27 protein-coding genes are annotated in these 26135 nt (G+C 70.9%); 16 read left to right on the top strand and 11 right to left on the bottom strand.

The window, feature by feature from the left end:
* Positions 1–19 precede the first annotated feature (19 nt).
* The 3 genes from F6X53_RS12095 to F6X53_RS12105 all read right to left on the bottom strand — a co-directional run bounded on the left by F6X53_RS12095 (position 20) and on the right by F6X53_RS12105 (position 3248).
* Positions 20–1555 (bottom strand): acyl--CoA ligase, encoded by a 1536-nt coding sequence (locus F6X53_RS12095; protein ID WP_151000273.1) that lies wholly within the window; start codon positions 1553–1555, stop codon positions 20–22.
* A 125-nt stretch (positions 1556–1680) separates the two neighbouring features.
* A complete protein-coding gene (locus F6X53_RS12100; protein ID WP_151000274.1) occupies positions 1681–2691 on the bottom strand; it encodes a 2-dehydropantoate 2-reductase in 1011 nt (336 codons plus the stop codon).
* Positions 2692–2780: 89 nt separating this feature from the next.
* Entirely contained in the window at positions 2781–3248 is a 468-nt protein-coding gene (locus F6X53_RS12105) for a fumarylacetoacetate hydrolase family protein (RefSeq protein WP_306426585.1), read from the bottom strand.
* Positions 3249–3578: 330 nt separating this feature from the next.
* Here F6X53_RS12105 and F6X53_RS12110 point away from each other — a divergent pair, with 330 nt between their 5' ends.
* The 7 genes from F6X53_RS12110 (at position 3579) to F6X53_RS12140 (ending at position 7779) form a co-directional block, all read left to right on the top strand.
* Positions 3579–3791, top strand: coding sequence for a CsbD family protein (locus F6X53_RS12110; protein WP_151000276.1), 213 nt, complete (start codon positions 3579–3581; stop codon positions 3789–3791).
* 154 nt (positions 3792–3945) lie between these two features.
* Positions 3946–4329, top strand: coding sequence for a CsbD family protein (locus tag F6X53_RS12115; RefSeq protein WP_151000277.1), 384 nt, complete (start codon positions 3946–3948; stop codon positions 4327–4329).
* Between the two features lie 117 nt (positions 4330–4446).
* On the top strand, positions 4447–5241 hold the full coding sequence (locus F6X53_RS12120) for a creatininase family protein (RefSeq protein WP_151000278.1): 795 nt from the start codon (positions 4447–4449) through the stop codon (positions 5239–5241).
* A gap of 60 nt (positions 5242–5301) precedes the next feature.
* Positions 5302–6000 carry a DUF1223 domain-containing protein gene (locus F6X53_RS12125; RefSeq protein WP_151000279.1) on the top strand — a complete coding sequence of 233 codons (699 nt, stop codon included), beginning with the start codon at positions 5302–5304 and terminating at the stop codon, positions 5998–6000.
* Positions 6001–6076: 76 nt separating this feature from the next.
* Positions 6077–6337, top strand: coding sequence for a pentapeptide MXKDX repeat protein (locus F6X53_RS12130; RefSeq protein ID WP_151000280.1), 261 nt, complete (start codon positions 6077–6079; stop codon positions 6335–6337).
* Between the two features lie 226 nt (positions 6338–6563).
* Entirely contained in the window at positions 6564–7103 is a 540-nt protein-coding gene (locus F6X53_RS12135; RefSeq protein WP_151000346.1) for an RNA polymerase sigma factor, read from the top strand.
* Entirely contained in the window at positions 7090–7779 is a 690-nt protein-coding gene (locus tag F6X53_RS12140; protein ID WP_151000281.1) for an NrsF family protein, read from the top strand. The genes F6X53_RS12135 and F6X53_RS12140 overlap by 14 nt, the downstream gene beginning before the upstream one ends.
* A gap of 129 nt (positions 7780–7908) precedes the next feature.
* On the opposite strand, the gene F6X53_RS12145 is transcribed toward F6X53_RS12140, so the two are convergent.
* Together F6X53_RS12145 and F6X53_RS12150 are read right to left on the bottom strand one after the other, a co-directional pair.
* Entirely contained in the window at positions 7909–8412 is a 504-nt protein-coding gene (locus F6X53_RS12145) for a YciE/YciF ferroxidase family protein (protein ID WP_151000282.1), read from the bottom strand.
* Between the two features lie 168 nt (positions 8413–8580).
* Positions 8581–9075 (bottom strand): YcgN family cysteine cluster protein, encoded by a 495-nt coding sequence (locus F6X53_RS12150; RefSeq protein WP_151000283.1) that lies wholly within the window; start codon positions 9073–9075, stop codon positions 8581–8583.
* 347 nt (positions 9076–9422) lie between these two features.
* On the opposite strand from F6X53_RS12150, the gene F6X53_RS12155 reads away from it, so the two are divergent.
* The 3 genes from F6X53_RS12155 (at position 9423) to F6X53_RS12165 (ending at position 13031) form a co-directional block, all read left to right on the top strand.
* Positions 9423–11696 carry a transglycosylase domain-containing protein gene (locus tag F6X53_RS12155; RefSeq protein ID WP_151000284.1) on the top strand — a complete coding sequence of 758 codons (2274 nt, stop codon included), beginning with the start codon at positions 9423–9425 and terminating at the stop codon, positions 11694–11696.
* 112 nt (positions 11697–11808) lie between these two features.
* Entirely contained in the window at positions 11809–12438 is a 630-nt protein-coding gene (locus F6X53_RS12160; protein ID WP_191970813.1) for a DUF1214 domain-containing protein, read from the top strand.
* Positions 12435–13031 carry a DUF1254 domain-containing protein gene (locus tag F6X53_RS12165; protein WP_151000286.1) on the top strand — a complete coding sequence of 199 codons (597 nt, stop codon included), beginning with the start codon at positions 12435–12437 and terminating at the stop codon, positions 13029–13031. The genes F6X53_RS12160 and F6X53_RS12165 overlap by 4 nt, the downstream gene beginning before the upstream one ends.
* A gap of 27 nt (positions 13032–13058) precedes the next feature.
* Here F6X53_RS12165 and F6X53_RS12170 read toward each other — a convergent pair whose 3' ends face one another.
* Both F6X53_RS12170 and F6X53_RS12175 read right to left on the bottom strand, forming a co-directional pair.
* Positions 13059–13847: a hypothetical protein gene (locus F6X53_RS12170; RefSeq protein ID WP_151000287.1), complete on the bottom strand. Its 789-nt coding sequence runs from the start codon at positions 13845–13847 to the stop codon at positions 13059–13061.
* 121 nt (positions 13848–13968) lie between these two features.
* Positions 13969–14181: a hypothetical protein gene (locus tag F6X53_RS12175; protein ID WP_151000288.1), complete on the bottom strand. Its 213-nt coding sequence runs from the start codon at positions 14179–14181 to the stop codon at positions 13969–13971.
* Between the two features lie 445 nt (positions 14182–14626).
* On the opposite strand from F6X53_RS12175, the gene F6X53_RS12180 reads away from it, so the two are divergent.
* Both F6X53_RS12180 and gshB read left to right on the top strand, forming a co-directional pair.
* Entirely contained in the window at positions 14627–14926 is a 300-nt protein-coding gene (locus F6X53_RS12180) for a hypothetical protein (protein WP_151000289.1), read from the top strand.
* Between the two features lie 123 nt (positions 14927–15049).
* On the top strand, positions 15050–16000 hold the full coding sequence (gene gshB, locus F6X53_RS12185) for a glutathione synthase (protein WP_151000347.1): 951 nt from the start codon (positions 15050–15052) through the stop codon (positions 15998–16000).
* Between the two features lie 7 nt (positions 16001–16007).
* Here gshB and F6X53_RS12190 read toward each other — a convergent pair whose 3' ends face one another.
* Both F6X53_RS12190 and F6X53_RS12195 read right to left on the bottom strand, forming a co-directional pair.
* Entirely contained in the window at positions 16008–17615 is a 1608-nt protein-coding gene (locus tag F6X53_RS12190; RefSeq protein ID WP_151000290.1) for a cation:proton antiporter, read from the bottom strand.
* A 50-nt stretch (positions 17616–17665) separates the two neighbouring features.
* On the bottom strand, positions 17666–19258 hold the full coding sequence (locus F6X53_RS12195) for a DNA methyltransferase (RefSeq protein WP_151000291.1): 1593 nt from the start codon (positions 19256–19258) through the stop codon (positions 17666–17668).
* Positions 19259–19510: 252 nt separating this feature from the next.
* Here F6X53_RS12195 and F6X53_RS12200 point away from each other — a divergent pair, with 252 nt between their 5' ends.
* Together F6X53_RS12200 and oxlT are read left to right on the top strand one after the other, a co-directional pair.
* Positions 19511–21109, top strand: a complete 1599-nt coding sequence (locus F6X53_RS12200; RefSeq protein WP_151000292.1) for a gamma-glutamyltransferase family protein — start codon at positions 19511–19513, stop codon at positions 21107–21109.
* A 579-nt stretch (positions 21110–21688) separates the two neighbouring features.
* Entirely contained in the window at positions 21689–22972 is a 1284-nt protein-coding gene (gene oxlT, locus F6X53_RS12205) for an oxalate/formate MFS antiporter (protein WP_151000293.1), read from the top strand.
* A gap of 100 nt (positions 22973–23072) precedes the next feature.
* Here oxlT and F6X53_RS12210 read toward each other — a convergent pair whose 3' ends face one another.
* On the bottom strand, positions 23073–23582 hold the full coding sequence (locus tag F6X53_RS12210; protein WP_151000294.1) for an OsmC family protein: 510 nt from the start codon (positions 23580–23582) through the stop codon (positions 23073–23075).
* Positions 23583–23916: 334 nt separating this feature from the next.
* Between F6X53_RS12210 and F6X53_RS12215 the strand changes: the two genes are divergently transcribed.
* The gene (locus F6X53_RS12215; RefSeq protein ID WP_151000295.1) at positions 23917–24723 is read left to right on the top strand and encodes a YfdX family protein; all 807 of its coding nucleotides are present in this window, start codon (positions 23917–23919) and stop codon (positions 24721–24723) included.
* A 124-nt stretch (positions 24724–24847) separates the two neighbouring features.
* Positions 24848–25351 (top strand): hypothetical protein, encoded by a 504-nt coding sequence (locus tag F6X53_RS12220; protein WP_244965558.1) that lies wholly within the window; start codon positions 24848–24850, stop codon positions 25349–25351.
* Positions 25352–25357: 6 nt separating this feature from the next.
* On the opposite strand, the gene F6X53_RS12225 is transcribed toward F6X53_RS12220, so the two are convergent.
* Positions 25358–26125: an ABC transporter ATP-binding protein gene (locus F6X53_RS12225; protein ID WP_151000296.1), complete on the bottom strand. Its 768-nt coding sequence runs from the start codon at positions 26123–26125 to the stop codon at positions 25358–25360.
* Positions 26126–26135 lie beyond the last annotated feature (10 nt).

Here is a 26135-nt window from a genome sequence, read left to right on the forward strand (position 1 = left end):
AGGCCGGGATGCCCGGCCCCTAGCCGAGGCCGAGCTTGCGGGCGAGGCCGATGCGCTGGAGCTTGCCGGTGGCGCCTTGCGGGATCTCGTCGAGGAGCAGGACCTTGGCCGGAACCTTGAAGCCCGCGAGGCGGCTCGCCGCGAAGGCCCGGATCTCCGCCTCGCTCGCATCCGCACCCTCGCGGAGCACGATCGCGGCCGCGACCTCCTCGCCGAGCTTGTCATGGGGCACCGCGAAGGTGACGCATTGGGCCACCGCCGGGTGATCCATCAGGATCTCGTCGACCTCGCGCGGGGAGATCTTCTCGCCGCCCCGGTTGATGATCTCCTTCAGGCGTCCCGTGATGGTGAGGTAGCCCTCGGGCGAGAGGCTGCCCTGGTCGCCCGTGCGGAACCAGCCCTGGCGGGTGAAGGCCTCGGCATTGGCGGCCGGGTTGTTCTCGTAGCCCGCCATCACGTTGTCGCCTCGGATGACGATCTCGCCGGTCTCGCCGGAGGCGAGGGGCTCGCCGTCGGGACCGACCACCGCGATCTCGGGGCCGGCGGCGAGGCCGACGCAGCCGGGACAATGCGGGCGCGGCGGCAGCGGGTTCGAGGCCATCTGGTGGGCCGCCTCGGTCATGCCGTAGGCCTCGATCACGGGGGCGCCGAAGGCCTCCTCCAGCGCCGCCATCACCTGCGGCGGCAGGGAGGAGGAGGACGAGCGGATCAGGCGCAGCGGATTTGCCGCGATGGTCTCGGCGTTGCGCCCGGCGCGGCCGAGGATCGCCTGATGCATGGTCGGCACCGCCGTGTACCAGGTCGGCCGCGCCTCGCCCATCCAGCCGAAGAACTTGAGCGCGCTGAAGCCTGGGGTGCAGCAGACCTGGCCGCCCGCCGAGAGCGGCGCCAGGATGCCGGCGATGAGACCGTGGATGTGGAACAGCGGCATGATGTTGAGGCCGCGATCCTGCGCCGTGAAGGCGAGGGCGTTCCGGATGTTGCGGGCCGAGGCGCAGACATTGGCCTGGCTGAGCGGCACGATCTTCGGGCGCGAGGTGGTGCCGGAGGTGTGGAGCACGAGCGCGAGGTCGCCGGGCGCGGAGGGACCGCCCTGCGGGGCCGGGGCGGCCGCGCCCTCGGGGAAGCGCAGCGTGAAGCTGCCGGCGCCCTGCTCCGGCGTCGGGCTCAGGCGCACCACCGCGATGCCGAGGCGCTCGGCGACGCGCACCGCCGGGGTCTCGTCGCCCTCGGCCGCCACCAGGAGCGTGGCGCCAAGATCGCGCAGGTAGAACGTGAATTCCTCGGCCGTGTAGGCCGGGTTCAGGGGCGCCGCGACGGCGCCGGCCGCGAGCGCGATGAAGGCCGCGGCCATGTCCGGGCCATTCGGGAGCACGATGGCGATGCGCGCCCCGCGGCCGGTCCCGTGCGCGTTGAGGTCCGCGACCGTGCGGGCGGTCAGCGCCCGAAGGGCCGCGAAGGTGAGCGGCACGCCGCCGGGGCTCGACAGGGCGGTCGCGTCGTCCGCGCCGGTCCGGATCAGGTCGTTCAGGGTCTGGGCAATGGTCGCGGCCATCAAGCGTCTTCCGAAAGGTCGGGGCAAAGCGCGGCCGGGCCCGCGCCGCTCTGGGCGCGCGGGATCCGGTCGGCTCGGGAAGGGGGAACGGGCGGCGCGGCCGCCCGAATGTCGGTCGGGCGGCGTCAGCCCGGCTGGATCGCCAGCCGGCCGTTCTGCCTCTCGAGGCTGCGGGAGAGGAGCCGCATCAGGGCGTAGACGGTGTCGATATGCGGCGTCGCCGTCCCGGTCAGGCGGCCGAGCTCGATCACCGAGCCGACCAGGGCTTCCAGCTCGATGGCCCGGCCGGCCTCGACATCCTGCAGCATCGAGGTCTTGTGCGCCCCGACCTTCTCGGCGCCCGCGATGCGGCGGTCGATGCCGACCCGGAAGGTGATGCCGAGGGCGTTCGCGATCGCCTGCGCCTCCTCCATCATCGATTGCGCGAGTGCCCGGGTGTCGGGAAACTGGCAGATGTCCACGAGGGTCGCGTGGGTGAGCGCGGAGATCGGGTTGAAGCTGAGATTGCCCCAGAGCTTGAGCCAGATCTCGGCCCGGATGTCCTCGAAGACCGGAGCCTTGAAGCCGGCCTTGGTCAGGCGCCCGGCGAGCTTGAGCACGCGCTCGCTCTTCGAGCCGTCGAGCTCGCCGAGGCCGTAGCGCTGGCCCTCCACCACCTCGACGACGCCCGGCTCGGTCAGGATCGCGGCCGGGTACACAACGGTGCCGATGACCTGGGCCGGATCGAGGTTGCGAGCGATGAGGCCGCCCGGATCGGCCGTCTCGAGCTGCGTGCCGGCATGGACGCCGCCATGGCCCCGCGTGAAGTACCACCACGGGATGCCGTTCTGCAGAGGCAGCACGATCGTGTCCGGCCCGATCATGTGGCGCAGATCCTCGGCGATCGGCCCGACCTGATGCGCCTTGACGGTGAGCATCACGATCTCGTGGACGCCCGCCTCCTTCATCGAGCTCGTGGCCCGCACGTTCCGGGCGTGGTAGGCGGTCCCGTCCTCGTCGACGAGGCGCATCCCGTTGGCCTTGATGGCCGCGAGATTGGCGCCGCGGGCGATGAAGGTGACCTGCTCGCCCGCATGGGCGAGCTTCACGCCGAGTTGGCCGCCGATGGCGCCGGCGCCGACGATCGCGATGCTCATGGGATACCTCCTCCTCTGGGGAGCCCGGCGGTGGCGCGCGGGCTCCGGACGCTTGCTGCTCCGCCGGGCGGTGGGCCGCCCGCCGGGTCCTATTCGAAGCGGTTCACCAGGACGCCGATTCCGGCGATCTCGACCTCGACGGTCGCGCCCTTCGGGATCGTGCCGGCGCCGTTGGCCGTGCCGCAGGCGATGATGTCGCCGGGCTCCAGGGTCAGGCCCTGCGAGATCATCGCGACGATCGCCCGGGGATCGTGGATCATGTCGGCGAGCGGGTAGTTCTGGCGCTCGCGCCCGGTGACCCGCACCACCACGCTCGCCTCCGCCGGGTCGAGGTCGGTGGCGATCACGGGGCCGAACGGCGAGACGCCGTCGAGGCCCTTCGAGCGGGTCCATTGCAGGAAGCTCGGATCCGCCCGCAGGATATCGAGGGAGGTCACGTCGTTGAGGCAGGTGTAGCCGAAGATGTGCGCGGCCGCCGTCTCGGGCGTCAGGTCGCGGCTGCGCCGGCCGATCACGATCCCGAGCTCGCCCTCGCAGAGCACGCGGCCCACGCTCATTCGGCGGATTCCTCGGATCGCGTCTTCATGGTGGTACCCAATATGCCACGGGCTTATTTTGAATTCAGGGACCATTGCAGGAAGCGATCCCTCAAGTCCTGCGCAAAATTTTTGGGGTGATCTCAGGAAAAATTTGAGCCTATTGCGCCGATCGTTTCCCGCAATGGTTGTATTGCGCTGCAGCATACAGGATCAGTCCCGGGCGTTGCTCGGCTCAAGCCTTCGTGAGCATCGGAACATTCGGAACGGATCACCGTTCAGCCTTGCCGAGAGCGAGCGGTCACGCTTCGTGGCCGCGGACGCTTCCCGACCGATGCAAGGAGAGTTCCGATGAGCAGCACCACCGACAAGATCAAGGGCCTGGCCAACGAGGCCATCGGCAACGTCAAGCAGGGCATCGGCAGCGCCACCGGCAACGAGAAGCTTCAGGCCGAGGGCAAGGCCCAGGAGCTGAAGGGCGAGGCCCAGAAGACCGTCGGCGACGCCAAGGACGGCGTGAAGAACGCGGCCCAGAGCGCGGCCGACGCCGTCAAGAAGATCTGACAAGGAGATCTGATCGAGGCGATCCGCGCCGACCCGGCAGGGTCGCATGACGATGAGGACGGGCTTGCGGGCGGCGGGCGTCGTGCCCGGCCCGCGGGCCGGACCAGGAAAGCCGGAGATGCCGGCCTTCCGGTTCCACAGAAAGGTTTCCAGCATGAACAGGGATCGGATCGAAGGCGGATTCCGCCATATTCGCGGGCGCGCCAAGACCGCCGTCGGCGCGGTGACCGGGCATCCGATGTCCCAGGTCGACGGCGCCATCGACCAAGTCGCGGGCGCGGCTCAGTACGCTTACGGGCAGGCGCGCGACACCGCGCGCGACCTGCGCCGCGATGGCGAGCACCTGATCGACGAGGCGCGCGGCCGCGGCCGGGCGCTCGCCGACGAGACCCGCGAGCGCGGCCAGCGCTACCGCGACGAGGCCGTGCAGCGCGGCCGGGCCGTGGTGCGGCGGGCCGAGGACAACAAGACCGCGACGCTGCTGCTCGTGGCGGCCGCGGCCTTCAGCTTCGGCTGGCTGGCGCGCAGGACCCACTGAGCCGGTCGCATCCGCGACGCGACAGGGCGTCCCGGTCCGCCGGGGCGCCTTTTTTTGCGGGGCGCGATCCCGTACAGGGCGGACGGGCCCGCAATGCGGGCGCGGAGGCGCGATGCCATGCCGGTCCGGTCCTGGGGTGAGCTGACGACGCGGGAACTCGGCGCGCGCGACCGGGACCGCACCATCGCGGTCCTGCCCGTCGCGGCGATCGAGCAGCACGGTCCCCACCTGCCGCTGGCCACCGACGCGATCATCGCCGAGGGCTACCTCGCGCGCCTCGCGCCCTTCGTTCCGGACGATCTCGGCGTGCTGCTGCTGCCCGTGCAGAGCATCGGCAAGTCGGACGAGCACGACGCGTTTGCCGGGACCCTCAGCCTCACGACGGAGACGGCGCTGCGGGCCTGGACCGAGATCGGCGCCGGCCTCGCCGCCGCCGGCTGCAACAAGCTCGTGATCGTGACCTCGCACGGGGGCAACAGCGCCCTGATCGACCTCGTGGCAGGGGCTTTGCGCGGGCGCCACCGCATGGTGGCGGTGACGACGTCGTGGAGCCGGCTCGGCTATCCGGCGGGCTTGTTCCCGGAAGCCGAGATCCGCCACGGCATCCATGCGGGCGGCATCGAGACCGCCCTGATGCGAGCCTTGCGGCCGGATCTCGTGCGCGAGGCCGAGATCGCGGACTTCACCCCCCGCACGGTGGCGATGGAGCGCGACTTCCGCCATCTGCGCGCCGGGCGCCCGGCGGCCTTCGCCTGGAAGGCCGAGGATCTCCACCCCTCCGGCGCGATGGGCGACGCGCGCCTCGGCAGCGCGGAGGCGGGCCGGGCCGCCCTCGACCACGGCGCCCGCGCCTTCGCCGAACTCCTGTGCGACGTCGACCGGTTCCGGCTGGAGACGCCCGGCGGCGCGTAACCGCGGGCCCGCGCCCGCCGAAAGGCTCCGGCATCGGACCGTTCCGGAGCCTCGAGACCCATGCGCTACGTCGCCTTCCTCGTCCTGCCTCTCCTCGTTCCCCTCGCGGCCACGAAGGTGGCGAGCCCCGCCGCCGCCGCGGAGCGGCCCGTCGTCGTCGAGCTCTTCACCTCGCAGAGCTGCTCCTCCTGCCCGCCCGCGGAGGCTCTCCTCGGGGAACTCGCGGAGAAGCCCGACGGCCTGTTGCCGCTCGCCTTCCACGTCACCTACTGGAACCGCCTGGACTGGCGCGACACCTTCTCGCTCCCCGCCGCCACCGCGCGCCAGCAGGCCTATGCCGAGCGCCTCGGCGACGGCAATTTCACGCCGCAGATCGTGGTCGATGGGCGCCGCAGCGTCGTGGGCTCCCGCCGGGGCGAGGTGAGCACCGCGATCGGGCAGGCGCGCGGGGAGGCATCCGCGGCCTTGCCCGTCAGCCTCAGCCGCGCCGACGGCAACCTCGTGGTCCATCTCGGCGCGGGCTCGGGCGCCGCCGACATCCTCCTGGTCGGCTTCGATGCTCGGCACGAGACGCGGGTCGCCCGCGGCGAGAATGCCGGCCGCACCCTCGTGCAGGCCAACGTGGTGCGCTCGGTGCGCAGCCTCGGCCGCTGGGACGGCAAGGCCCGGACCCTGTCCGAGCCCTGGCCCGCCGGCAGCGAGGCCGCGGTGATCGTCCAGGCGGCGGACGGGCGCATCCTCGGTGCGGGCCGCTCGTAACCGCTTGCGGGAAACCGCGAATAGGAATCGTCACCGCGGTGTTGGCCCGGTGCTCACAATCCAGGGACATCGAACCATGCGCAACGCCCTCCTCGCCGCCTCCGCTCTCCTCGTGCTCGCCGCGGCCGGCGCCCCCGCATCCGCCGCGGAGGAGCCGATGAAGAAGGATCCGATGGCCAAGGAAACCATGTCCCACGACTCCATGAAGTCTGATTCCATGAAGTCCGATTCCATGAAGAAGGACGCCATGAAGCCCGATGCGATGAAGGGCGATTCCATGAAGTCCGACGCCATGAAGGGTGACGCGATGAAGAAGGACGAGATGGGCAAGCACTGACGGCCGGTGCCCGGGCGGCCGCTCGAGCCGCCCCATCCGCCTCTCCCCGGAGCCCGCCATGATCCTCGCCCCAGCCTTCGGACCCGCGACCCTCGGACCCGCCAGTTCCCTCGCGAAAACGCGAGCCGAACCGCGTTTCACCGACGCTCTGGCGGGCGTAAGAGGGGGCGCGGCACGGGGCGGCGACAGGGCGCGGACAGTGATCGAGGCGAGGCTCTCGGCCGCCATGGCGGCGGCGCAATCCGGGGATGCGGCGGCCTATCGCCTGCTCCTGCGGGAGTGTCTGCCCGTGATCGCCAGCATGGCGCGGGCGCAGGGGGTTCGGGGCGAGGCGGTGGACGACGTGGTGCAGGAGACGCTCCTGACGATCCACAAGGCGCGGGCCACCTACGATCCGGCCCGACCTTTCCTGCCGTGGCTGCGCGCCATCACCCAGCGCCGTGCCATCGACCGCCTGCGCCGTGCGGGCCGGCGCCTGCAGGAGGTGCACGACCCCTTCGCCTACGAGACCCACGCCGATGCCGCGCCCGGGCCCGGCGCGCGCCTCGAGGTTCGCGAGCGCGATGCGCGGCTCGCCGAGGCCGTGGCGGGCCTGCCCGAGGGTCAGCGCCAGGCCGTCGAGCAACTCGCCTTCCAGGAGCGCTCCCTCGACGAGGCCGCGGCGCTCACCGGGCGCAGCAAGGGCGCCCTCAAGGTCAACCTGCACCGGGCCCTCAAGGCTCTGCGTGCGACGCTGTCGGGCGAGAAGGGGGATGGCGGTGTCTGAGTCGTACGGGCAAGATCGCGGCGGGAAGCACGATCATCTGGTCGAGAGCCTCGTCGGAGGCCTCGCGCCGGTGCGGCGCCTGCCGCCCCCGAGCCTGCGGGCCGTCGCGTGGTTCGCCGCCGCCCTCGGCCTCGGGATCCTCCTCATGCCGATGGCCGACATGGAGGGGATGCGCACGCGCATGAGCGTGCCCGACCTGCGGGTCGCCGCCCTCGCGGCCGTGCTGACCGCGGCGACGGCCGCCCTCGCGGCCTTCCAGATCAGCGTGCCCGGCCGCTCCCTGCGCTGGGTCCTGCTGCCGGTGGTGCCCGCGATCCTCTGGATCGGCGCGAGCGGCCTCGGTTGCCTGCGCGGCATCGTGGCGCCGACCACCGACATCCCCGGGCCCCGGGAGGTCGAGAGCTGCTTCGTCTTCCTGATCGGCGTGTCGCTGCCGCTCTCGGTGCTGCTCGTGGTGATGTTGCGCCGGGCCTGCCCGCTGCGCCCGAACCTCACGGCGGCTCTGGGCGGCCTCGCGGCGGCGGCGGCGGCGGCCGCGCTCCTGGTGCCGTTTCACCCCCACGACACGACGGTGACCGACCTCCTGATCCATATGCTCGCGGTCGGCGCCGTCATCGGCCTGAACAGCCTCGCGGGCGGGCGCCTGCTCACTGGCAAGGGCGCGCCGCCGCGTTAGAGCGCTCTGAGGCCGAACCGGAGACCGGTTCGGCGCCAGAGCGTGCGTCACATCAGAGGCCGGAAGCCGGCCCGGCTGGAGGCCGGCCCGATCCCGTCCTCACGGAACCGCGCCGGGTCGGCCGAGGGATCAGGCGGCCTTGCGGTTGACGTTCGCCTCCGCCAGGTCCGTCAGGATCTTGTCCGTCGCCCGCTCCTCGTCGAGGGTCTGACCGAGCAGGGTCGCGACGTTGTCGTGCCCGAGCTGCTTGGCATAGGCGATGATGGTGCCGTAGCGGGTGATCTCGTAATGCTCGACCGCCTGAGCGCCCGCGATCAGGGCCGCATCGAGCACCTTCTGGTCGCCGACATCGCTCATGATCTCCTTGGTCTCGGAAATGATGCCGTTGATCGCCGCGCACTCGACGCCCTTGGCGGGCTTGCCGAGCTGTTCGAAGGCTTGGTCGAGGCGCTTGATCTGGCCCTCGGTCTCGCGCAGGTGCTTCTCGAAGCTCTGTTTCAGCTGCGGCTCGCCGGCCTTGTCGATCATCTTCGGCAGCGCTTTGGTGATCTGCTGCTCGGCGTAATAGATGTCCTGCAGCATATGCGTGAACAGGTCATCCATCGTTTTGATCGGTGTGGTGAAAAGGCCCATCTCTCCCTCCCTGTCTGTTTGAGCTTGACCGGGCCGCAGCGGGATCTGCGCCGGTTGCCTGCACGGGAAACCGGGGGAGGGTCGCGCGGTTCCTGTCCGCGACCGGGGCTGAGCTTGGCTTTGTCTGCGCGCGTCTGATCGTCGCTGCGCGTTCGGCCGCGTCCGGATCTACGCCTTGCGCGCCCGCGGCGGCTCACCCGGCCATGCGACGATGCGCTCCGGCAACTCGTCCTCGGTGAATTCCTCCTCGTTGCCCGAGAGACGCCCGCGCACCGAGATGCCGGCCTCGTGCACGCTCGCGGCTCGGCCCGAGACCAGAGGGTGCCAGTCGAACAGATCCTCGCCGTCGCGCACGAGACGATAGGCGCAGGTCGGGGGCAGCCAGGGGATCGTCCGCACGGCTTCGGGGGTCAGGCGCACGCAGTCGGGGACGCGCTTCTGGCGGTTGGCATAGTCGCGGCACCGGCAGCCGAGCCCGTCGAGCAGGGTGCAGCCGACATCGGTGTGGTGGACCTCGCCCGTATCCTCGTCCTCGAGCTTCAGCAGGCAGCAGCGCCCGCAGCCGTCGCACAGGCTCTCCCACTCGGACGGCGTCATCGCGTCGAGGGTCTTGGTGCGCCAGAACGGCTCGGATGCGGGGGCGCCCGTGCGGCGCCCCGCCATGCGGTCTCCCATCGGGAGGGCCTCGTCGACAAGGAGTTGCGGATCGGCCCCCCTCTGCCGCAAGGCGGCCGGCGGAGCAAGCGGAGCCGGTCGCCCCGCCACCGGCGCGCCCCAATCCGGCGTCAAGGTTAACACAACCTTGCCGAGGGGCGCCGGGGCGGAAGCGACCCTGGCGCGTTGTCTTGGGGGCAGGACCCGGGCCCGAACGGTTCCTGGGATGTCGCCGCGTTCGCGGCGGGTTAAGCCTCGCGGTCGGGCGCGGGGCTTGGTAGAGATGGGCCGGAGGGGCGCAGGCGGAAGGCCGCGGCCCGCCACAACCCTGGGTGCCCGAGGAACCGGATCAGATCGTGCGCCTGCCGAACCTCACCTCCCTCGCGACGCGGATCCGGCACGCGGCCCTCGCCTTCGATGCCTGGGTCAATGCGAGCCTGTACGATGGCGGCCGCTCCACGGGCGAGGCCTATGGGCGCTTCCAGGAGCGCATGAGCGCCCTGTCGGTGCGCGGCTGGAAGCGCGTCGTCCTCGATCTCACCAGCGAGGGCGTCACCATCGGCACAGGCGGCGCCATCCTGATGCTGGCGCTGGCGCAACCCGCCTTCAACCTGACGAGCGACAACTGGCTGAAGCAGCAGGATCTCGCCGTCACCTTCCTCGACCGCTACGGCACGGAGGTCGGGCGCCGGGGCATCAAGCACGACGATTCGCTGAAGCTCGACGACTTCCCCGACATCATGATCAAGGCGCTGGTCTCCACCGAGGACCGGCGCTTCTACGAGCATTGGGGCATCGACCCGATCGGGACCCTGCGGGCCGTGGTCTCGAACTCGCGGGGCGGCGGCAACACCCAGGGCGGCTCCTCGATCACGCAGCAGCTCGCCAAGAACCTGTTCCTCACGAACGAGCGCTCGCTGGAGCGCAAGGTCAACGAGGCCTTCCTGGCGCTCTGGCTCGAGAGCCACCTGACCAAGAACGAGATCCTGAAGCTCTATCTCGACCGCGCCTATATGGGCGGCGGCACCTTCGGGGCCGTGGCGGCGGCCGATTACTATTTCGGCAAGCCCCTCCGGGATATCAGCCTCGCGGAGGCGGCCATGCTGGCCGGCCTGTTCAAGGCGCCGACGAAATACGCCCCCCACGTGAACCTGCCGGCGGCGCGCGCCCGCGCGGTGGACGTGCTGCACAACATGGTCGAGGCGGGCTTCGTCACGGAAGGCCAGATCCAGACGGCCCTGCGCAACCCGGCGACGCCGGTGACGCGCACCCGCGACATCACGGCCGATTACTACCTCGACTGGGCCTTCGGCGAGATCAAGGGCATGGCGGATGCGGGCAAGCTCCGCAACGACCGGGTCCTCACCGTGAAGACGCCGCTGGATATCGGCATCCAGAAGAAGGCCGACGAGGTCGTCGAGGGCGTGCTGCGCAAGTTCGGCGACCAGTACGACGTCGACGAGGCCGCGATGGTGATCCTCGATCCGGACGGCGCGCTGCGGGCCATGGTGGGCGGTGCCGATTACGGCGAGAGCCAGTTCAACCGCGCCACCGACGCGCTGCGCCAGCCCGGCTCCTCGTTCAAGCCCTACGTCTACGCGGCGGCGCTCGCCTCCGGGCAGTTCCGGCCGGACACGACCGTGGTCGATTCCCCCGTCTGCATCGGCAATTGGTGCCCGCAGAACTACGGGCGCTCCTTCTCGGGCCGCCAGCCCATGTGGCTCGCGGTGGCGAAGTCGATCAACACGATTCCCATCAAGGTCTCGATCGCGCTCGGCAAGGCCATGGGCATCAGCCACGAGGCGCGGGCCGCCAAGGCCGGGCGCGCCAAGATCATCGAGACGGCCCATGCCATGGGCATCACCACGCCGCTCACCGATTCGGTGTCGCTGCCGATCGGCTCGGCCGAGGTGAACGTGATCGACCAGGCCGCGGCCTACGCGGTCTTCGCCAACGGCGGCAAGCGGGCCAAGCCCTATGCCGCCATGGAGGTGAAGAACTCCGCCGGCGAGGTGATCTACCGCCACGACGACGAGAAGCCCGAGCAGGTGCTCTCGACCCAGGTCGTCGCCGACATGAACTTCATGCTGAACAAGGTGGTGGAGGAGGGCACCGGCAAGCGGGCCCAGCTCGAGGGCATCAAGGTCGCGGGCAAGTCCGGCACCACGAACGCCTACCGGGACGCGTGGTTCGTGGCCTATACGGGCAATTACGTGGGGGCCGTCTGGTACGGCAACGACGACCACACCTCGACGAACAAGATGACCGGCGGATCGCTGCCCGCCATGACCTGGCACGACGTGATGGAGACCGCCCACCAGGGCATCGAACTGAAGCCGATGCCCGGCCTCAAGGACGGCAACCGCCCGGCCGTGCAGGCGAGCAGCGCGGCGGGCGCCCCCGTCAACGCGGCGGCGAGCGCGGCGGGTAAGATCTCGCGGCGTTCCTTCGAGGTCATCGGCAGCCTGAACGGGCTGTTCCGCACCGTCGAGCCGGCCACCGCCGCCAACGCGCCGAAGCCGGGCCCCAAGCCCGCGGCGAGCGTGGTCAAGCCGGCGGCCAGCAACGCGCCGACCGGCACCGTTGCCGAGGGCAGCCGCTCCGTCGGCGGCCGCATCGGGATTCCGTGAGGCGCTGCGGGCTGTGGCAAACGTGAGCGAGACCTTGGGGCGGCTCTGGGCGCCGCGCGCCCGGGCGCCGGAGGGGCCAGGCCCCGGAGCCGCCGGACCCGCGGGCGGCGCGATCGGCCGGTCGGTCGGCGCATCGGTCGGCCGGTTCCTGCACAAAACCTCGCAGGTCGGCCTCGTCCTCTACGCTCTGGCGCTCGGGGCCGTGCTCGGCCTCGCCAGCGCCGATTGGGCGACGCGGGGCGGCTATCCCTTCGGCGGCGTCGCCATCGGCGCCTGGACGGCCTGGCCGCGCACCGGCTCCCTCGGGGCCGACCCCTATGCCCGCGCGGTCAACGCGCGCCGGGGCGAGATCCCCCTGGCGGTGGGCGAGGGCATGCTGGTCACGGCCGCGACCGACGATGCCGGCGAGACGCTGGACGCCACCTGCACCTACCGGCTCGCCGGAATCACCCCGCCGGCCCGCGCCTGGACCCTGACGATCGCGGGCCGCGGCGCCCGCGACCCCGCCCGCCCGCCGATGCGCGAGGGCTTCACCTCGACCGAGATCCTGCGCGAGCGGGACGGCCGCTTCGTCATCATGGTCGGCCCCGAGGTCGAGCCCGGCAACTGGCTGCCGAGCCCGCGCGCGAGCGGCCCGGTGCGGCTGGCGCTGCGCCTCTACGACACCCCCGTGGCCGCGAGCACCGGCTCCCTCGACCGCGATTCGCTGCCCGCCATCACGCGCCTCGGGTGCCGCCGATGAGGCTCCGCTTCCTCTTCGCGACCCTGTGCGGGCTGGTTCTCGCCGGCCTCGTCCACATCGTCACCGTGCTGGCGATCCCGGCGCTCTCGGAATCCGACGCGCTCACCCGCTCGGGCACCAGCGAGAGCCTCGACCACCCGCAGCGCATCTACACGCTCTCGACCGGCGACAACCCGGCCCCGGCCGAGGCCTGGCTGCCGATTCCCGATCCCTCCGTGGCGGTGGGCGTCTGCGCCTACAATCTCGATGACGGGCCGATGCGGGTCTCGGCCCGCACCGGGCCCCAGATGCTGTCCCTGGCGGTGCATGGGCGCCGGGGCGCCTTCTACGCCGTCACCGACCAGGCGGCCGTGCGCGGCGCCCTCGACCTCGTGATCCTGACCCGGGCCCAGTACGACGAGGCGCTCGCCAATGACGACGAGAACGAGCCGAGCCGCGATGTCCGCATCATCGCGCCCGAGCGCCAGGGCTACGTGGTGGTGCGGGTGATCGCCGCCCTGCCGAGCCAGCGTCCCGCCGCCAACGACGCCGTCCAGGCGGTCTCCTGCACCATCGACAGCCCGAACGAGGACGCGGCCAAGCCCAACGGCTGAGCAAGCCCAACGGCTGAGCGCGCCCGGTCAATCCTTGGTGACGCGGGGCCCCTCGGCCGGGACCAGCACCGTCACGGGCGCCTCGATCCCGGACAGGCCGCAGCGCAGGGCCGCGTCGGGGGGCAACAGGGGTTCGAGGAGGGCGCGGCGGCCGTCGAGCCCCGTGAGAACGCGCTCGACGCCGACCGCCTCCGGACCCGGCACCTCGATGACGAGATGCTCCAGGGCGTAGCGGTAGCGCGCCAGCCGCTCGCCCATCTCCAGGCGGACCCAGGCGATCAGGCAGCGGTTCTCGGCCACCCGCATGGCGGCGTTGCGCACGTCGAAATCGTCCAGGACCTTGACGAAGGGGAGGCTGCGCAGGCGCAGGGCGTCGGCATCGTTCACCCGCGCCGCCACCGCGGCGAAACCCGGGATCAGGCGCCCATCCGCGGTCGCGTCGTTCGAGAGGCGGCGGTAGCGCGAGACCGGCGAGCGGAAGCTCTCCGAGATCAGGGTGTCGTGGTAGGCCGCGATATCCGGCACGCGCCAGGCCGGCGGCAGCACGCGGGTGCGCGTCAGGTTGGCGAGCACGTCCAGGAAGGCGTCGTGGCCCGCGGCCGGCATCAGGAAGCGCCAGGCGCGGTCGCGCAGGGTGCGTTCCTCGTCGGTGAGGGGAAATTGGGAGGACGGCTCGCCGCGCTCGCGGGCCGCGAGGGCGCCGGTGGTCGCCACGAGGCTGTTCCAGGCGCCCGCCTTCGGCCGGCCGAAATCGCCCTCCTGGGCGCAGGAGCCGAGCAGGACCAGGAAGCCGAGGCCGGCGAGCCTGCGCGGCATCGCCGCAGGCGCGCGGCGCGAGGGTTCGGCGGAACGGGAGCGGGTCGGTCTCATGACGGCCGGACGGGTCCTCCGATCGGCAGCCGGCCGCCCGACGGTCGCGGCGACGCGGCGCGGGTGGTCAGGAGCGGCGGCGGCGCGGGGCGGCCGGGACGGCCTCCGGCTCGGCCATGCGCTCGTAGCGCACGCCGAGGAACAGCAGGATCTCGCCGCGGGGCTCGTCCGCGGCCGGGCCCTCGCGCCGGGGGCGCTGGGCGCCCGGAAAGGCCAGGATGGTTCCGGTGGTCCGTGGCGGTCTGGCCTCGCTCGGCGCGGTCTCTTGGGTTCTGGTCATGGCAGGTTTCCTGGCGGTGTCCCCGGCTTCGGGGCCGGGATGAGGCCGGCGCGTCTCGTTCGCCGCTCGGCTCCATCGACAAGGGCGTAAGCCGACATCAGCACGGCATGGTTAACGGAGGGTTTCCGGCTGTCCGTCCGGCCTTGCGGCGGGTTCAACCGCCGGTCGAGATATCGATTGGGGAGCAATCGGGGCGGGCTGGCGTGCGCCTTGCATCACCCCAGAAGCCCATGGCGGGCGTTTCCTCCCTTGCACTCGGCCCCGTTCGCCCGGCGAACGGGGCCCTTTTGTTTCGGGAGGCCCGGTTCCCGGACTGGCGCCGTTTCGCAACAGGCTTGGATTCGTGACAGGCCCGAGCGGAACCGCAACGGGCGACGACGCTTGCCTAGCCACCGGCATCCTCGATATGCCGTCTCTCTCATCCGACACTGAAGGACACAGCTGGATGCGACTGGATACGTCACGACGCCCGCGCGCCGCGCGGCTCGGCTCGGCCGCCCTGAAGGTCGCTCCGCTCGCCTTCCTGATGCTGGCCGCGAGCCCCGCTCTCGCGCAGCGCGAGGATCAGGGGCTTCAGCTCGGCTGCGCGAACGACTATTTCCGCCTCTGCGCGGGGGTCGATCCCAACAGCGACGACGCGGAGAAGTGCATGACGCGCAACCGCAAGCGCCTCTCCCCCGAGTGCCGCTCCGCGATCGGCGATTACGACCGCCGCACCGGCGCGAAGTCGATGCCGAACAACTGATCCGAGACGCCCGGGCCGAGGGACCGCGCCGCGTAGACCGGCCCGGGCCATCCGGCCAAGGCTGCCGAGGGTGACCGGAGGGGGCGGCCCTCGCATCCCGTTGCACCGAGGTAGATGACGCGCATGGCCCTCACCGTGGCGGTCCAGATGGACCCGATCCAGGCGATCCGGATCGCCGGAGACACCACCTTCGCCCTGCTCCTCGAAGCGCAGGCGAGGGGGCACCGGCTCCTCTACTACACGCCGGACCGGCTCTCCCTGCAGGGCCGGCGCGCCACGGCGCGGGTCGAGCCCCTGACCGTGCAGGACGTCGAGGGCGCGCATGCGAGCCTCGGCGCCAGCGCGCGGATCGACCTCTCGGAGGTCGACGTGGTGCTGATGCGCCAGGATCCACCCTTCGACATGGCCTACATCACGGCCACCCACATCCTCGAACACGTCCATCCGGGGACGCTGGTGGTGAACAACCCCTCGGAGGTCCGCAACGCCCCCGAGAAGTTGTTCGTCCTCGATTTCCCCGAGCTGATGCCGCCGACGCTGATCACCCGCGACAAGGCGGAGATCGAGGAATTCCGGCGCGAGCACGGCACCATCGCGATGAAGCCGCTGCACGGGCATGGCGGCGCGGCCGTGTTCCGGGTCTCGGAGCAGGATCCGAATTTCGGCTCGATGTTCGATCTGTTCAGCGCGACCTTCCGCGAGCAATGGGTGGTGCAGCGCTTCCTCGAGAAGATCACCGAGGGCGACAAGCGCATCATCCTGGTCGACGGCGAGCCGATGGGGGCGATCAACCGGGTTCCCGCCCTCAACGACATCCGCTCCAACATGGTGCGGGGCGGGGCGGCGGCGGCCTCCGACCTCAGCGCGCGCGAACGCGAGATCTGCGCGGCGATCGGGCCCGAACTCCGGCGGCGCGGCCTGATCCTCGTCGGCATCGACGTGATCGACGGCCACCTCACCGAGATCAACGTGACCTCGCCCACCGGCATCCGGGCGATCAAGCGCCTCGGCGGGCCCGATCTCGCGGTGTCGGTCTGGGACGCGATCGAGGGACGGCTCGGGCGCTCCGCCTGACCCGCGCTCAGGTCTCGGCGCGGGGGGTGGCGTTGAGCTCCGCCCAGTCGAACTCCTCTTCCAGGACGTAATAGGCGTCGTCGCCGATGCGGCCCTCCCGGCGCAGGCGGAGCACCGTGTCGCGGGCGGCCGCGATGGCCCGGCGCCGGACCGCGTCGGAGGGCAGGGTCTCGGGGGCGAGGCCCTCGTCATGGGACTTGGCCTCGTCGAGGGCCGCCACGAATTCCGCGCGCAGCGCCTCGGTCGCCGCAGCTTCCTGATCCTCGATCTCGGTGGCATCGAGGCTCTTGAGGGCCGCCGCGTAGGCCTCGGCCCGCGCCCGCCCCACCTCCCGGCCGACGGGATCGTCGTCCTGGAGCCCGAGCCGCGCGAGCAGGGGCCCGAGCGTCAGGCCCTGCACCACCAGGGTGCCGATGACGACGCAGAAGGCCGTGAACACGATGAGATCGCGATAGGGGAAGCCCCCGTCCGGCCCGCCCTGCGGCAGGGCGAGGGCGGTCGCGATGGTGACGATGCCGCGCATCCCCGACCACGACACCGCCACCGCGGCCCGGAGGCCGAGGCCCGGCGTCTGCGCGTCCTCGTCGGCCGCGCGGGCGGGGTGCCGGCCCTTGCGCGGCCCGGTGAATTCGAGCCGGTCGATGCCGCTCGCCGGCAGGACCCAGGCGATGCGGGTGAGGACCACCGTGAGGAAGACCATCCCGGCGAGCAGCATCGCGGAGACCTGCTCGGCCTGGTTCAGCCGGTCGAGGATCGGCGCGATCTGGATGCCGATCAGCACGAAGGCCAGGACGTTGAGGACGAACACCGAGGTGTCCCAGACGGCGTAGGACAGGATGCGGGTGCGGGGCGCCGTGATGCCGGGGGAGTAGCGCGCCACCGTGATGGCGAAGGTCACGATGGTGAGGACGCCGGAGAGCTCCAGCCCCTCCGCGGCGATCCAGATGCCGAAGGCCGCCACGAATTGCAGCACGATGATGCTCGCCGCATCCTGGAAGCGGCGCGTCAGGGCGACATACGCGAAGGCGAGGAGCGGCCCCGCCACGAGGCTGCCGACGACGCCGATCAGGAAGGTCGGGGCGATCTCGGCCGGGTTGAAGGACCCGGTGATCGCGGCCGCGACCCCGAGCCGGTAGATCAGGAGCGAGCCCGCATCGTTGAGCAGGCTCTCGCCGCGCAGGATCGTGCTGAGTCGGTGCGGCAGCGGGACGTGCCGCAGGACCGAGAGGGCCGCGACCGCGTCGGGGGGCGCCACCACGGCGCCGAGCACGATGCAGGCGGCGAACGGCATGTCGGGCACCAGCGCCTTGGCCACCAAAGCCACCGCCACCGTGGTGACCGCCACCGCCCCGAAGGCGAGGCCGGCGATCGGGCGCCAATTCGCCTTGAGGTCGCGCAGCGAGGTGTCGTAGCCGGCATCGAGCAGAACGGGGGCGAGGAACAGGGCAAGCGCCAGTTCCGGGTCGAGCTTCAGGTTCGGCACGCCGGGCACGAAGGCCAGCGCCACGCCGCCGAGCGCCAGGAAGGCCGGGTAGGGAGCCCCCACCCGCCGCGCCAGCGCTGCCAGCAATACGGCGCCCAGGAGGACGCCCACGACCCACTCGAAAATCAGCATCTGCCAGACGAGATAGGGCGGCGCCCGTATCTGGCCTGCGGCAATCGTGCTCAGTCAAGATCGAGGCGCGGCTGCGCCGCGCGGTCGCGCTCGCGCGCGGTGCGCTTGTAGCTCATCGTGTGGCCGAAGGGGATTTTCGGGCGCAGGCCCCGCAGCAGCTGCTCGACCGTGAGGATCTGGATGCGCGGCACCCGGTGATGCCCGGCATCGTAGAGGCCCGCGGCGGCGGCCTCGCGCTCCATCGGCCGGGTCGGGGGCGTCAGAGTCACGAACAGCCCCATCGGCTCCTGGGTGCGGATCAGGGTGGCGTGCAGGTCCTTGATCTGCCCGACGCCCACATGCGCGCCCCCCTTCACCGAGACGATCACGGCCCGCGTCGCTCCCCCGTCCGGCTTGAAGTAGATCAGCCCGTCGATGCCCCCGTCGGCGCCCTTCCGGCCGTCGCGGTAGGGCTGCGCGTCGACGAGGTCGACGCACCAGAGCTGGAACAGGTGCTTGTCGCGCAATGCGAGCTCCCGGGCCCCGTCCATGTCGCGCGGGATGCCCCGGACATTGAACAGGACCGCCGGGAAGGCCTCGCCGAGGCGCCGGGCGATCAGGTTGACGGCGAGCGGCGTCACGTCGATGCCGATCCATTGCCGGCGCAGCGCCTGCGCGGCGTGGACCGCCGTGCCGCACCCGCAGAACGGATCCAGCACCACGTCCCCGGGCGCGGTGGAGGAGGCGATGATGCGCTCCAGGAGCGCCACCGGCTTCTGCGTCGGGTAGCCAAGGATCTCGGCCGAGCCCGCATTGAGGGCGTCGATGTCCGTCCAGATGTCCTGAAGCGGCGTCCCGCGCGCGCGGTCGACGGGGCGCAGCACCCGCGGCATGCCGTTGCGGGTGTAGACGATGCGGCCCTCGGCGATCAGCCGGTCCCGCTCCTCCGGCGAGAAGCGCCAGTGGAAGCTGTGCCCGTTCCAATCGTAGAGCGGACCGCGGTTGCCGGGGGCGCGGCAATTGTCCTTCCGGTACAGCTTGCCGTCCGTATGGACGTAGAGGTCGTGGGTCGCCGGAGCATTCCCCTCCCGCTCCAGCAGAGTCGGGTTGAACCGGCGCGCATCCGACTTGCTGTAGTACAGGATGGTGTCGTGGATGGCGCCGAACTTGGCGAGCTTGCGGTCGTAATGCCCGCGGGCGCGGCGCCAGACGATCTCGTTGCGGAACTGCTTCACCCCGAACACCGCGTCGAGGATCAACTTCAGGTAGTGGCTCGCGGTGGGATCGCAGTGCAGGTAGAGCGATCCGGTTCCCTTCAGGACCCGGTGCATCTCGAGGCAGCGCACCGACATCATGGCGAGGTAGGCCATCATGTCGTTGTCGCCGAGGAACTGGCGCATGGACCGGAGCAGGTTTGCCACATCGGTTCGGCCCGCGCCCATGACGTCGTCGAAGGCCTGCTCCGAACTGTCATTCCACGACCAGGTGTCCTCGAAGGCCTTGATCTGCGAGGAACTCTTGCTGCCGTCCGGGGAGCGGAACAGGATCGCGTAGGTGGCTTTCGAGTTGAAGGGCGGATCGAGATAGATCAGATCGACGCTCTCATCGGCGACATGCTCGCGCAGGACATCGAGATTGTCGCCGAAATAGAGCGTCCCGGACATGGCCGACCTTCGTGTGCGGTGAGGTCCGGGCAATCTGGCGCATACCTGAGATCGCGGTAATCCGTAGAAATTTCCTCTAGGTTTATTTTTGCGGGATACAGATCGCTCTCACGCACTTGTGAGTCCGACGAAGTCCGGGCAAGGCCGCGGATCTTCCCGATCCCGGATGCGGCGCCTCCGCGGGGCCCCGCCTTTGCAGACGGCGATCCGTCCCGTAAGCCATCCGGGTTCGAGCCAGTCAGCGGATCCCCCATGCCCGAGACCCCGATCTTCGCCTCCGCCGCCGTCGCCGCGCCCCACAGCCTCGCGGCGCAGGCCGGCCAGAGCGTGCTGGCACAGGGCGGCAACGCGATCGAGGCGATGATCGCCATGGCGGCGGCGATCGCGGTGGTCTACCCGCACATGAACGGCATCGGCGGCGACGGCTTCTGGCTGGTGCGCGAGAAGAGCGGGCGGGTGCGCGGCATCGAGGCTTGCGGCCCGGCCGGGCGCCTGGCGACGCGGGAGCGCTACCGCCAGAAGGGCTACGACGCGATTCCCGCCCGCGGGCCCGACGCGGCCCTGACGGTGGCGGGCGCCATCGGCGGCTGGAGCCTCGCGCGCGATCTCGCGCAGGCGCTCGGCGGGCGCCTGCCCCTCGGGGTGCTCCTGGCCGACGCGATCCGGCATGCCCGCGAGGGCTGCCCGGTCTCGCCCTCGGAGGCGCGCTACGTCCCCAAGGAACTCGACACGCTGCACGATGCCCCGAACTTCGCCGCCGCCTTCCTGAAGGACGGCAAGCCCTGGCCCGCCGGCGAGACCCGCCGGCTGCCGGCCCTGGCCGCGACCCTGGAGCAGCTCGCCCATGCGGGTCTCGACGATTTCTACCGGGGCGATATCGGCCGCGAAATCGCCGCCGACCTCGAGCGCCTCGATGCCCCCGTGACCCGGGCCGACCTCGCATCCTACCGCCCGCGCGAGCGCCAGGCCCTGTCGCTCCGCCGGCGCGACGCGACGATCTACAACTTCCCGCCGCCGACCCAGGGGCTCGCCGCCCTCCTGATCCTCGGCATCGTCGACCGGCTGAACATCCGCGAGCCGGAGACGGCCGCGCATTATCACGGGCTGATCGAGGCGACGAAGCGGGCCTTCGCGATCCGCGACCGGGTGGTGACCGATTTCGACCGGCTCAGCGTCGATCCGGCCTCCTTCCTCGCGCCCGATCGCCTCGCCCGCGAGGCGGCGGCCATCGACATGACCCGCGCCGCGAGCCTGCCCCTGCGCAACCCGGGCGAGGGCGACACGGTCTGGATGGGGGCGATCGACCGCGACGGCCTCGCGGTCTCCTACATCCAGTCGATCTACTGGGAATACGGCTCCGGCACGGTCCTGCCGGCGACCGGGGTCCATTGGCAGAACCGGGGCATGTCGTTCAGCCTCGATCCCAAGGCCGTGAACCCGCTCGAGCCGGGGCGGCGGCCGTTCCACACCCTGATTCCGGCGCTGGCTGCCTTCGATGACGGCAGGGTGACGGCCTATGGCAGCATGGGCGGCGACGGGCAGCCTCAATTTCAGGCACAGGTGTTCACGCGCTATGCGGATTACGGGATGAGCCCGGCGGCGGCCGTGGACGCCCCGCGCCTGCTCTACGGCCGGACCTGGGGCGCGGAATCCCTGACCGTGAAGGTCGAGGACCGCTTCGACCCGGCCTGCATCGCGGCGCTCCGGCGGATGGACCACGAGATCGAGGAACTCGGGGGCGCCTATATCGATTCGCTCGGCCATGCCGGGATCCTGGTGCGCCACCCGGGCAACGGCCGCATCGAGGCGGTGCATGATCCCCGCTCGGATGGCGGCGCGCTCGGCCTCTGAGCGTTCGCAGCTTTCCTCTGAGCCGCGCCTGCGGCGTCGTCCGGTCGAGCATCCGGGCGCGCCCCGCGTCGATCGAGGCGCCGTCGGAGACCTCCGCGGCCCGGCGAGGCGCAGGCCCGAAAGGTGCGGGGCGATCCGCGCCGCGTGGGGCGGGACCAGGGGCTGACGCTCCGAGAACGGGCCGCTGCCGGGATTGTTCGGGTCCCGCAGGATCAGCAGCAATCGGTATCGATTACCCGATCCTGATGTTGGCGCTCTCGCAGGTCTGGCGGGGGCCGACACGTCGCGCAGCCGGCATGCAGGATTTTCCAGTTTGAAATCACAAAATCTTCTGGGATCGGCATAAAAGATCTGTCAATCATAGAGTTCGTGATCAGAAATGGTCTCGAATGCCCTGCGGTTTGGCCGTGGCATGGGCAAGATCTTTTGTGTGAGATGCGCGTGCAGGCCGATGACGCTGCCGGCGCCGCTCGATGCTCAAGCGTTACGTGACCGAGCGCCGCACGTTGCTCGGTCGTGGGTATTCACAACCATGGCATGGATGTTGCCATTGGCATGCCACCAAGAGGGGAGTGCCGCATGGATACCGAAAACCCGAAGCAGCGCTGGGTGCAGCTTCTGCTCGGGCTCGTCGTCATGATGACGATCTCGAGCCCGCAATATGTCTGGACGCTGTTCGTCAAACCCTTCCAGACCACCACCGGCGCCTCGCTCGCCGCCGTGCAGGTGACCTTCACGCTGGTCATCGTGCTCCAGACCTTCTTCTCGCCGGTCCAGGGCTGGCTGATCGACCGGTTCAGCCCGAAGCTCATGATCGCGATCGGCGCCGCGCTGAGCGGGCTCGGCTGGATCGCGGCCTCGAAGGCCGAGAGCCTGTTCGCCCTCTACGCCACCTACGGCCTGCTCTGCGGCCTCGGCACGGGCATCGTCTACGTGGGCATCGTCGGCCTGATGGTGCGCTGGTTCCCGGATCGCCGGGGCTTCGCGGTGGGCGTGGTCGCGGCCGGCTACGGCATGGGCGCGATGATCACCACCTTCCCGATCACCGATCTGATGGCGGCGACGGATTTCCGCCACACGCTGCTCGTGTTCGGCTGCATCCTGGGCGTCGTCGGCGTCCTGGCGGCGCTCGGCCTGCGCGCCCCGCAGGCGGGCGAGCTGCCGAACCTGCCCGAGGCCAAGGTGCTCTCCGCGGCCCAGGATACGGCCCCGCGGGCGATGCTGCGCACGCCCCTGTTCTGGCTGATGTTTGCCATGATGGCGATGATGTCGACGGGCGGCCTGATGGTGGTGGCCAACTTCGCGAGCTTTGCCCGCGAGTTCGGCGTCGCCGACGCGATCGTGTTCGGCTTCGCGGCCCTGCCCTTCGCGCTCACCTTCGACCGCATCACCAACGGCCTGACGCGGCCCTTCTTCGGCTGGGTCTCGGACAATATCGGCCGCGAGAACACCATGGCGATCGCCTTCACCCTCGAAGCGCTCGCGATCTGCCTGCTGCTCTATTACCGCCAGAACGCCTACGCGTTCGCGCTCCTGTCGGGGGTGGTGTTCTTCGCCTGGGGCGAGATCTTCTCGCTGTTCCCGTCGATCCTCACCGACACCTTCGGGACCAAGCACGCCACGACGAATTACGGCTTCCTCTACATGGCGCAGGGCGTGGGCTCGCTGCTCGGCGGCCCGGTCGCGGCGCTGATCCACGATTCGGCGGGCAATTGGGTCCCGGTCTTCTCGATCGCGATCGGGCTCGACCTGCTGACGGCGATCCTCGCCTATTTCGTGCTGAAGCCGATGCGGCGCAACTGGCTCGGCGCCGGCGCGGCGGCGCGGCCGGACGTGGCCCTCGCCAAGCCGGCGATGGTCTGACAGCGCCGCCGACAGAGCCCGCCTGCCGCCTCGGCGGCGCGCGGGATCCCCGAAGGGGCGGAGATGCGCGCATCTCCGCCCCTTCGCGTTCCGGGACGGCTCAGCCCTTGCTGGCGCTGACCGCGAGTTCCGGCTTGTGGTTGAGGGTCTGGAACACCACGCAGTAGCGCTCGGTGAGCTTGAGGAGCTGGTCGAGCTTCTCCTGGGGGGCATCGGTCTCGAGCGCGAAGGCGAGGCGGATGGCGCGGAAGCCCACCGGCGCCTCCTTGTCGACCCCGAGGGTGCCGCGGAAATCGAGATCGCCCTCGGCCGAGACGGTGCCGGCGCGCAGCGGAATCTCGAGCGCCGTCGCGACCGCCTTGAGGGTCACGCCCGCGCAGGCGACGAGGGCCTCGAGCAGCATGTCGCCCGAGCACAGCTCCGCGCCCGAGCCGCCGGTGGCCGGATGCAGACCCGCGACCGCCAGCGCCCGCCCGGTCTCGACCTTGCAGGCGATGCTGGTGTCGTCGAGGGAGCCCTTGGCCTTCAGGGTGATGACGGCGGAATCGGGGGTGCTGCGGTACTGGTCCTTCAAGGGGGCCTGGAGTGCGCGCAGGGCGGTGGCGTCCATGGGAGTTTCCTCGTTCGGGTCGATCGAGGGCGGTCTAGCCTGCCGCGCCGGCCTCCGCCAGCCGGCCCCGGGCGGGCCGGCGCCGGGCCGGGACCGGCGCGTTCCCAAGGAACCGAGACGTACTGTCTCTCGCCGAAGTTGTAGACTGGAAAACATTAGCGGAGAACGATATTAATTCTTGAGCTCTTCAATAATAACGAGAATGTTTAGAGATCATGACAGGAAATTCACGCAACGCCGGCAGCGATGGCGAGTTCTCCGATCAGCGTCGAGACAGGCGGCGGCAGACAGGCCCGATGTCTCGACAAACCAGCAGCGAGCAGGAGACTTCGCCATGAATCGATTCCGCATGTTCACCGCCGCCCTCGCGGCGACCACGATCCTAGCCGGCGCCGCCTACGCGGCCGATCAGGCCGCGCCGTCGGTTCCGCAGGAGACCGCGGCGCAGAAGGCGGCCGACCGGGACGTCGGCAAGCTCTCCAAGGACGGCGCGCAGGCCTTCCGCGACCTTCACCTGGCCCGGATCGCCATCTTCGGCGCCGATCCGTCCCAGGCCAAGACCCTGATCGGCAAGGCGCAGGCCGCCCTCGACAAGGCCAAGACGGACGAGACCGTGTTCCTGAAGGCGGAGGCCGACCTCCATCCGCCGGCCACCACCGGGACCGCATCCTCCGACAAGGCGGCCGCCGCCAAAGGGGACACGAGCAAGGGGGACACGAGCAAGGGCGACATGACGAAGCCCGTGGCCTGGCTGCCGGTCGACGGCCAACTCCTGCTCGGCGAGGATTTCGTGGCGACGCCCGCCAAGGCCAGCGCAGTGGCCGACGCCAACAAGAGCCTGGCGAAGGGGGACCGGAAGGGCGCCCTGGAGAAGCTGAAGCTCGCCCATGTCGACGTGAACTTCACCCTGGCGGTCCTGCCGCTCGCCAAGACCACGGCGGACGTGGACCAGGCCGCCAAGCTGATCGACGCGAGCAAGTATTATGAGGCCAACGCCGTCCTGAAACAGGCTGAGGACGGCATGCGCTTCGACATGATCGACGTGATCGCGCTGCCCCAGAAGGCCGCGGCGGCCGCCTCGAGCGCGGATCACGGCCACGATGCGGCGAGCACCACCGCCTCCACCAAGCCGGCCAAGTAGGCGTCGGCCAATTCACAGATCGGCCAAGTCAGGATTGGTCAAGTCAAGTCAGGTCAAGGCAAGATTGGCCTCGTCCGGGCCGCCTCCTCTGGGGCGGCCCGTCTCACGCTCGGGAGATCCCGCCATGATGCCCTCGTTTCCCGTCGGTCGCGCCCTCCGGACGGGCGGCGGCGCCCTCGTCCTCGCCGTGCTCCTCGCCACCAGCGCCTCGGCCGCCGGGCTCGAATGCGGCGCGCCGCCGGCCGGGCACCCGGCCGCGGACGCCGCCCTCACGGGGGTCATCACCTCCGCCCATCCCGATCCCGGCGCGCTGCGGGCGGCCATCGCCCGGCTGCGCCGGGACGGGGTGTCGAACGGAACGATCGTCGACCACGCGGTGGCGGCCTATTGCCCCCTCGTCGCGGCGGATGGCATCCTGCCCCTCGACCGGAAGCGCGAGGCCGTCCGGCGCTTCGCCGCCGAGGTCACGGCCAGCCTCTACGACCCGGGCCAGGACAGCGCCGTGATCCTGGCGCTGCCGCTCGCGCCCTCTCTCGTCGAGCGGGTCGACGCCGCCGCCGCGCGGGCGAAGACGACCCGCGACGGCTGGATCCTGGGGGCGATCGAGGCCGGCCTCGCGGGGCGGTGAGGCCCGCTACCACCAATTCGCGTTGATGGGCGCCGCCTCGGCCCGGCGCAGCGAGCGGTCGAGGGCCGCCAGGATCGTCCGCGTGGCGGCCTCGCTCTGCGGCGCCGCCGGGTCGCGCGGGCGGGGCAGCGCCAGCGCGACCGTGTCGTCGAGGCGGCCGGGCTTCGGGCGCATCACCACCGCCCGGTCGGCGAGCGCCACCGCCTCGCCGACATCGTGCGTGACGATGAGCACGGTCGGGCGCGATTCCGCCCAGAGGGCCAGCAGGTGGCCGTGAAGATCGCGCCGCGTGAAGGCGTCGAGGGCCGAGAACGGCTCGTCGAGGAGAAGCACCCGGGGGTTGGCCACGAAGGCGCGGGCGATCGAGACCCGCTGCTGCTGCCCGCCCGAGAGCTCCCGCGGCCAGCGGCCCGCATGCTCGGCGAGGCCCACCCGCTCCAGCGCGTGGGCGACCCGGGCGCGCCGCTCGCCCCGCGGCAGGTCGGCGAGCCCGAAGGCGACATTGTCGGACACGCTCAGCCAGGGCAGCAGGCGCGGCTCCTGGAAGACGAGGCCGACGCCCGGATGGGGCGCCGAGATCGGCTCGCCGTCGAGGCGGATCTCGCCCGCGCTCGCCCGGTCGAGCCCGGCCACGAGGCGCAGCAGGGTGGTCTTGCCGCAGCCGGACCCGCCGATCAGGGCGACGATCTCGCCGGCCGGCACGTCGAGGCCGATGCCGGAGAGCGCCTGCGTGCCGTCCGCGTAGGTCTTGGAGAGGTCCTTGATCGTCAGCACGCGTTGGGCT

This window comes from Methylobacterium soli (assembly GCF_008806385.1).
Classification (GTDB): Bacteria; Pseudomonadota; Alphaproteobacteria; order Rhizobiales; family Beijerinckiaceae; genus Methylobacterium; species Methylobacterium soli.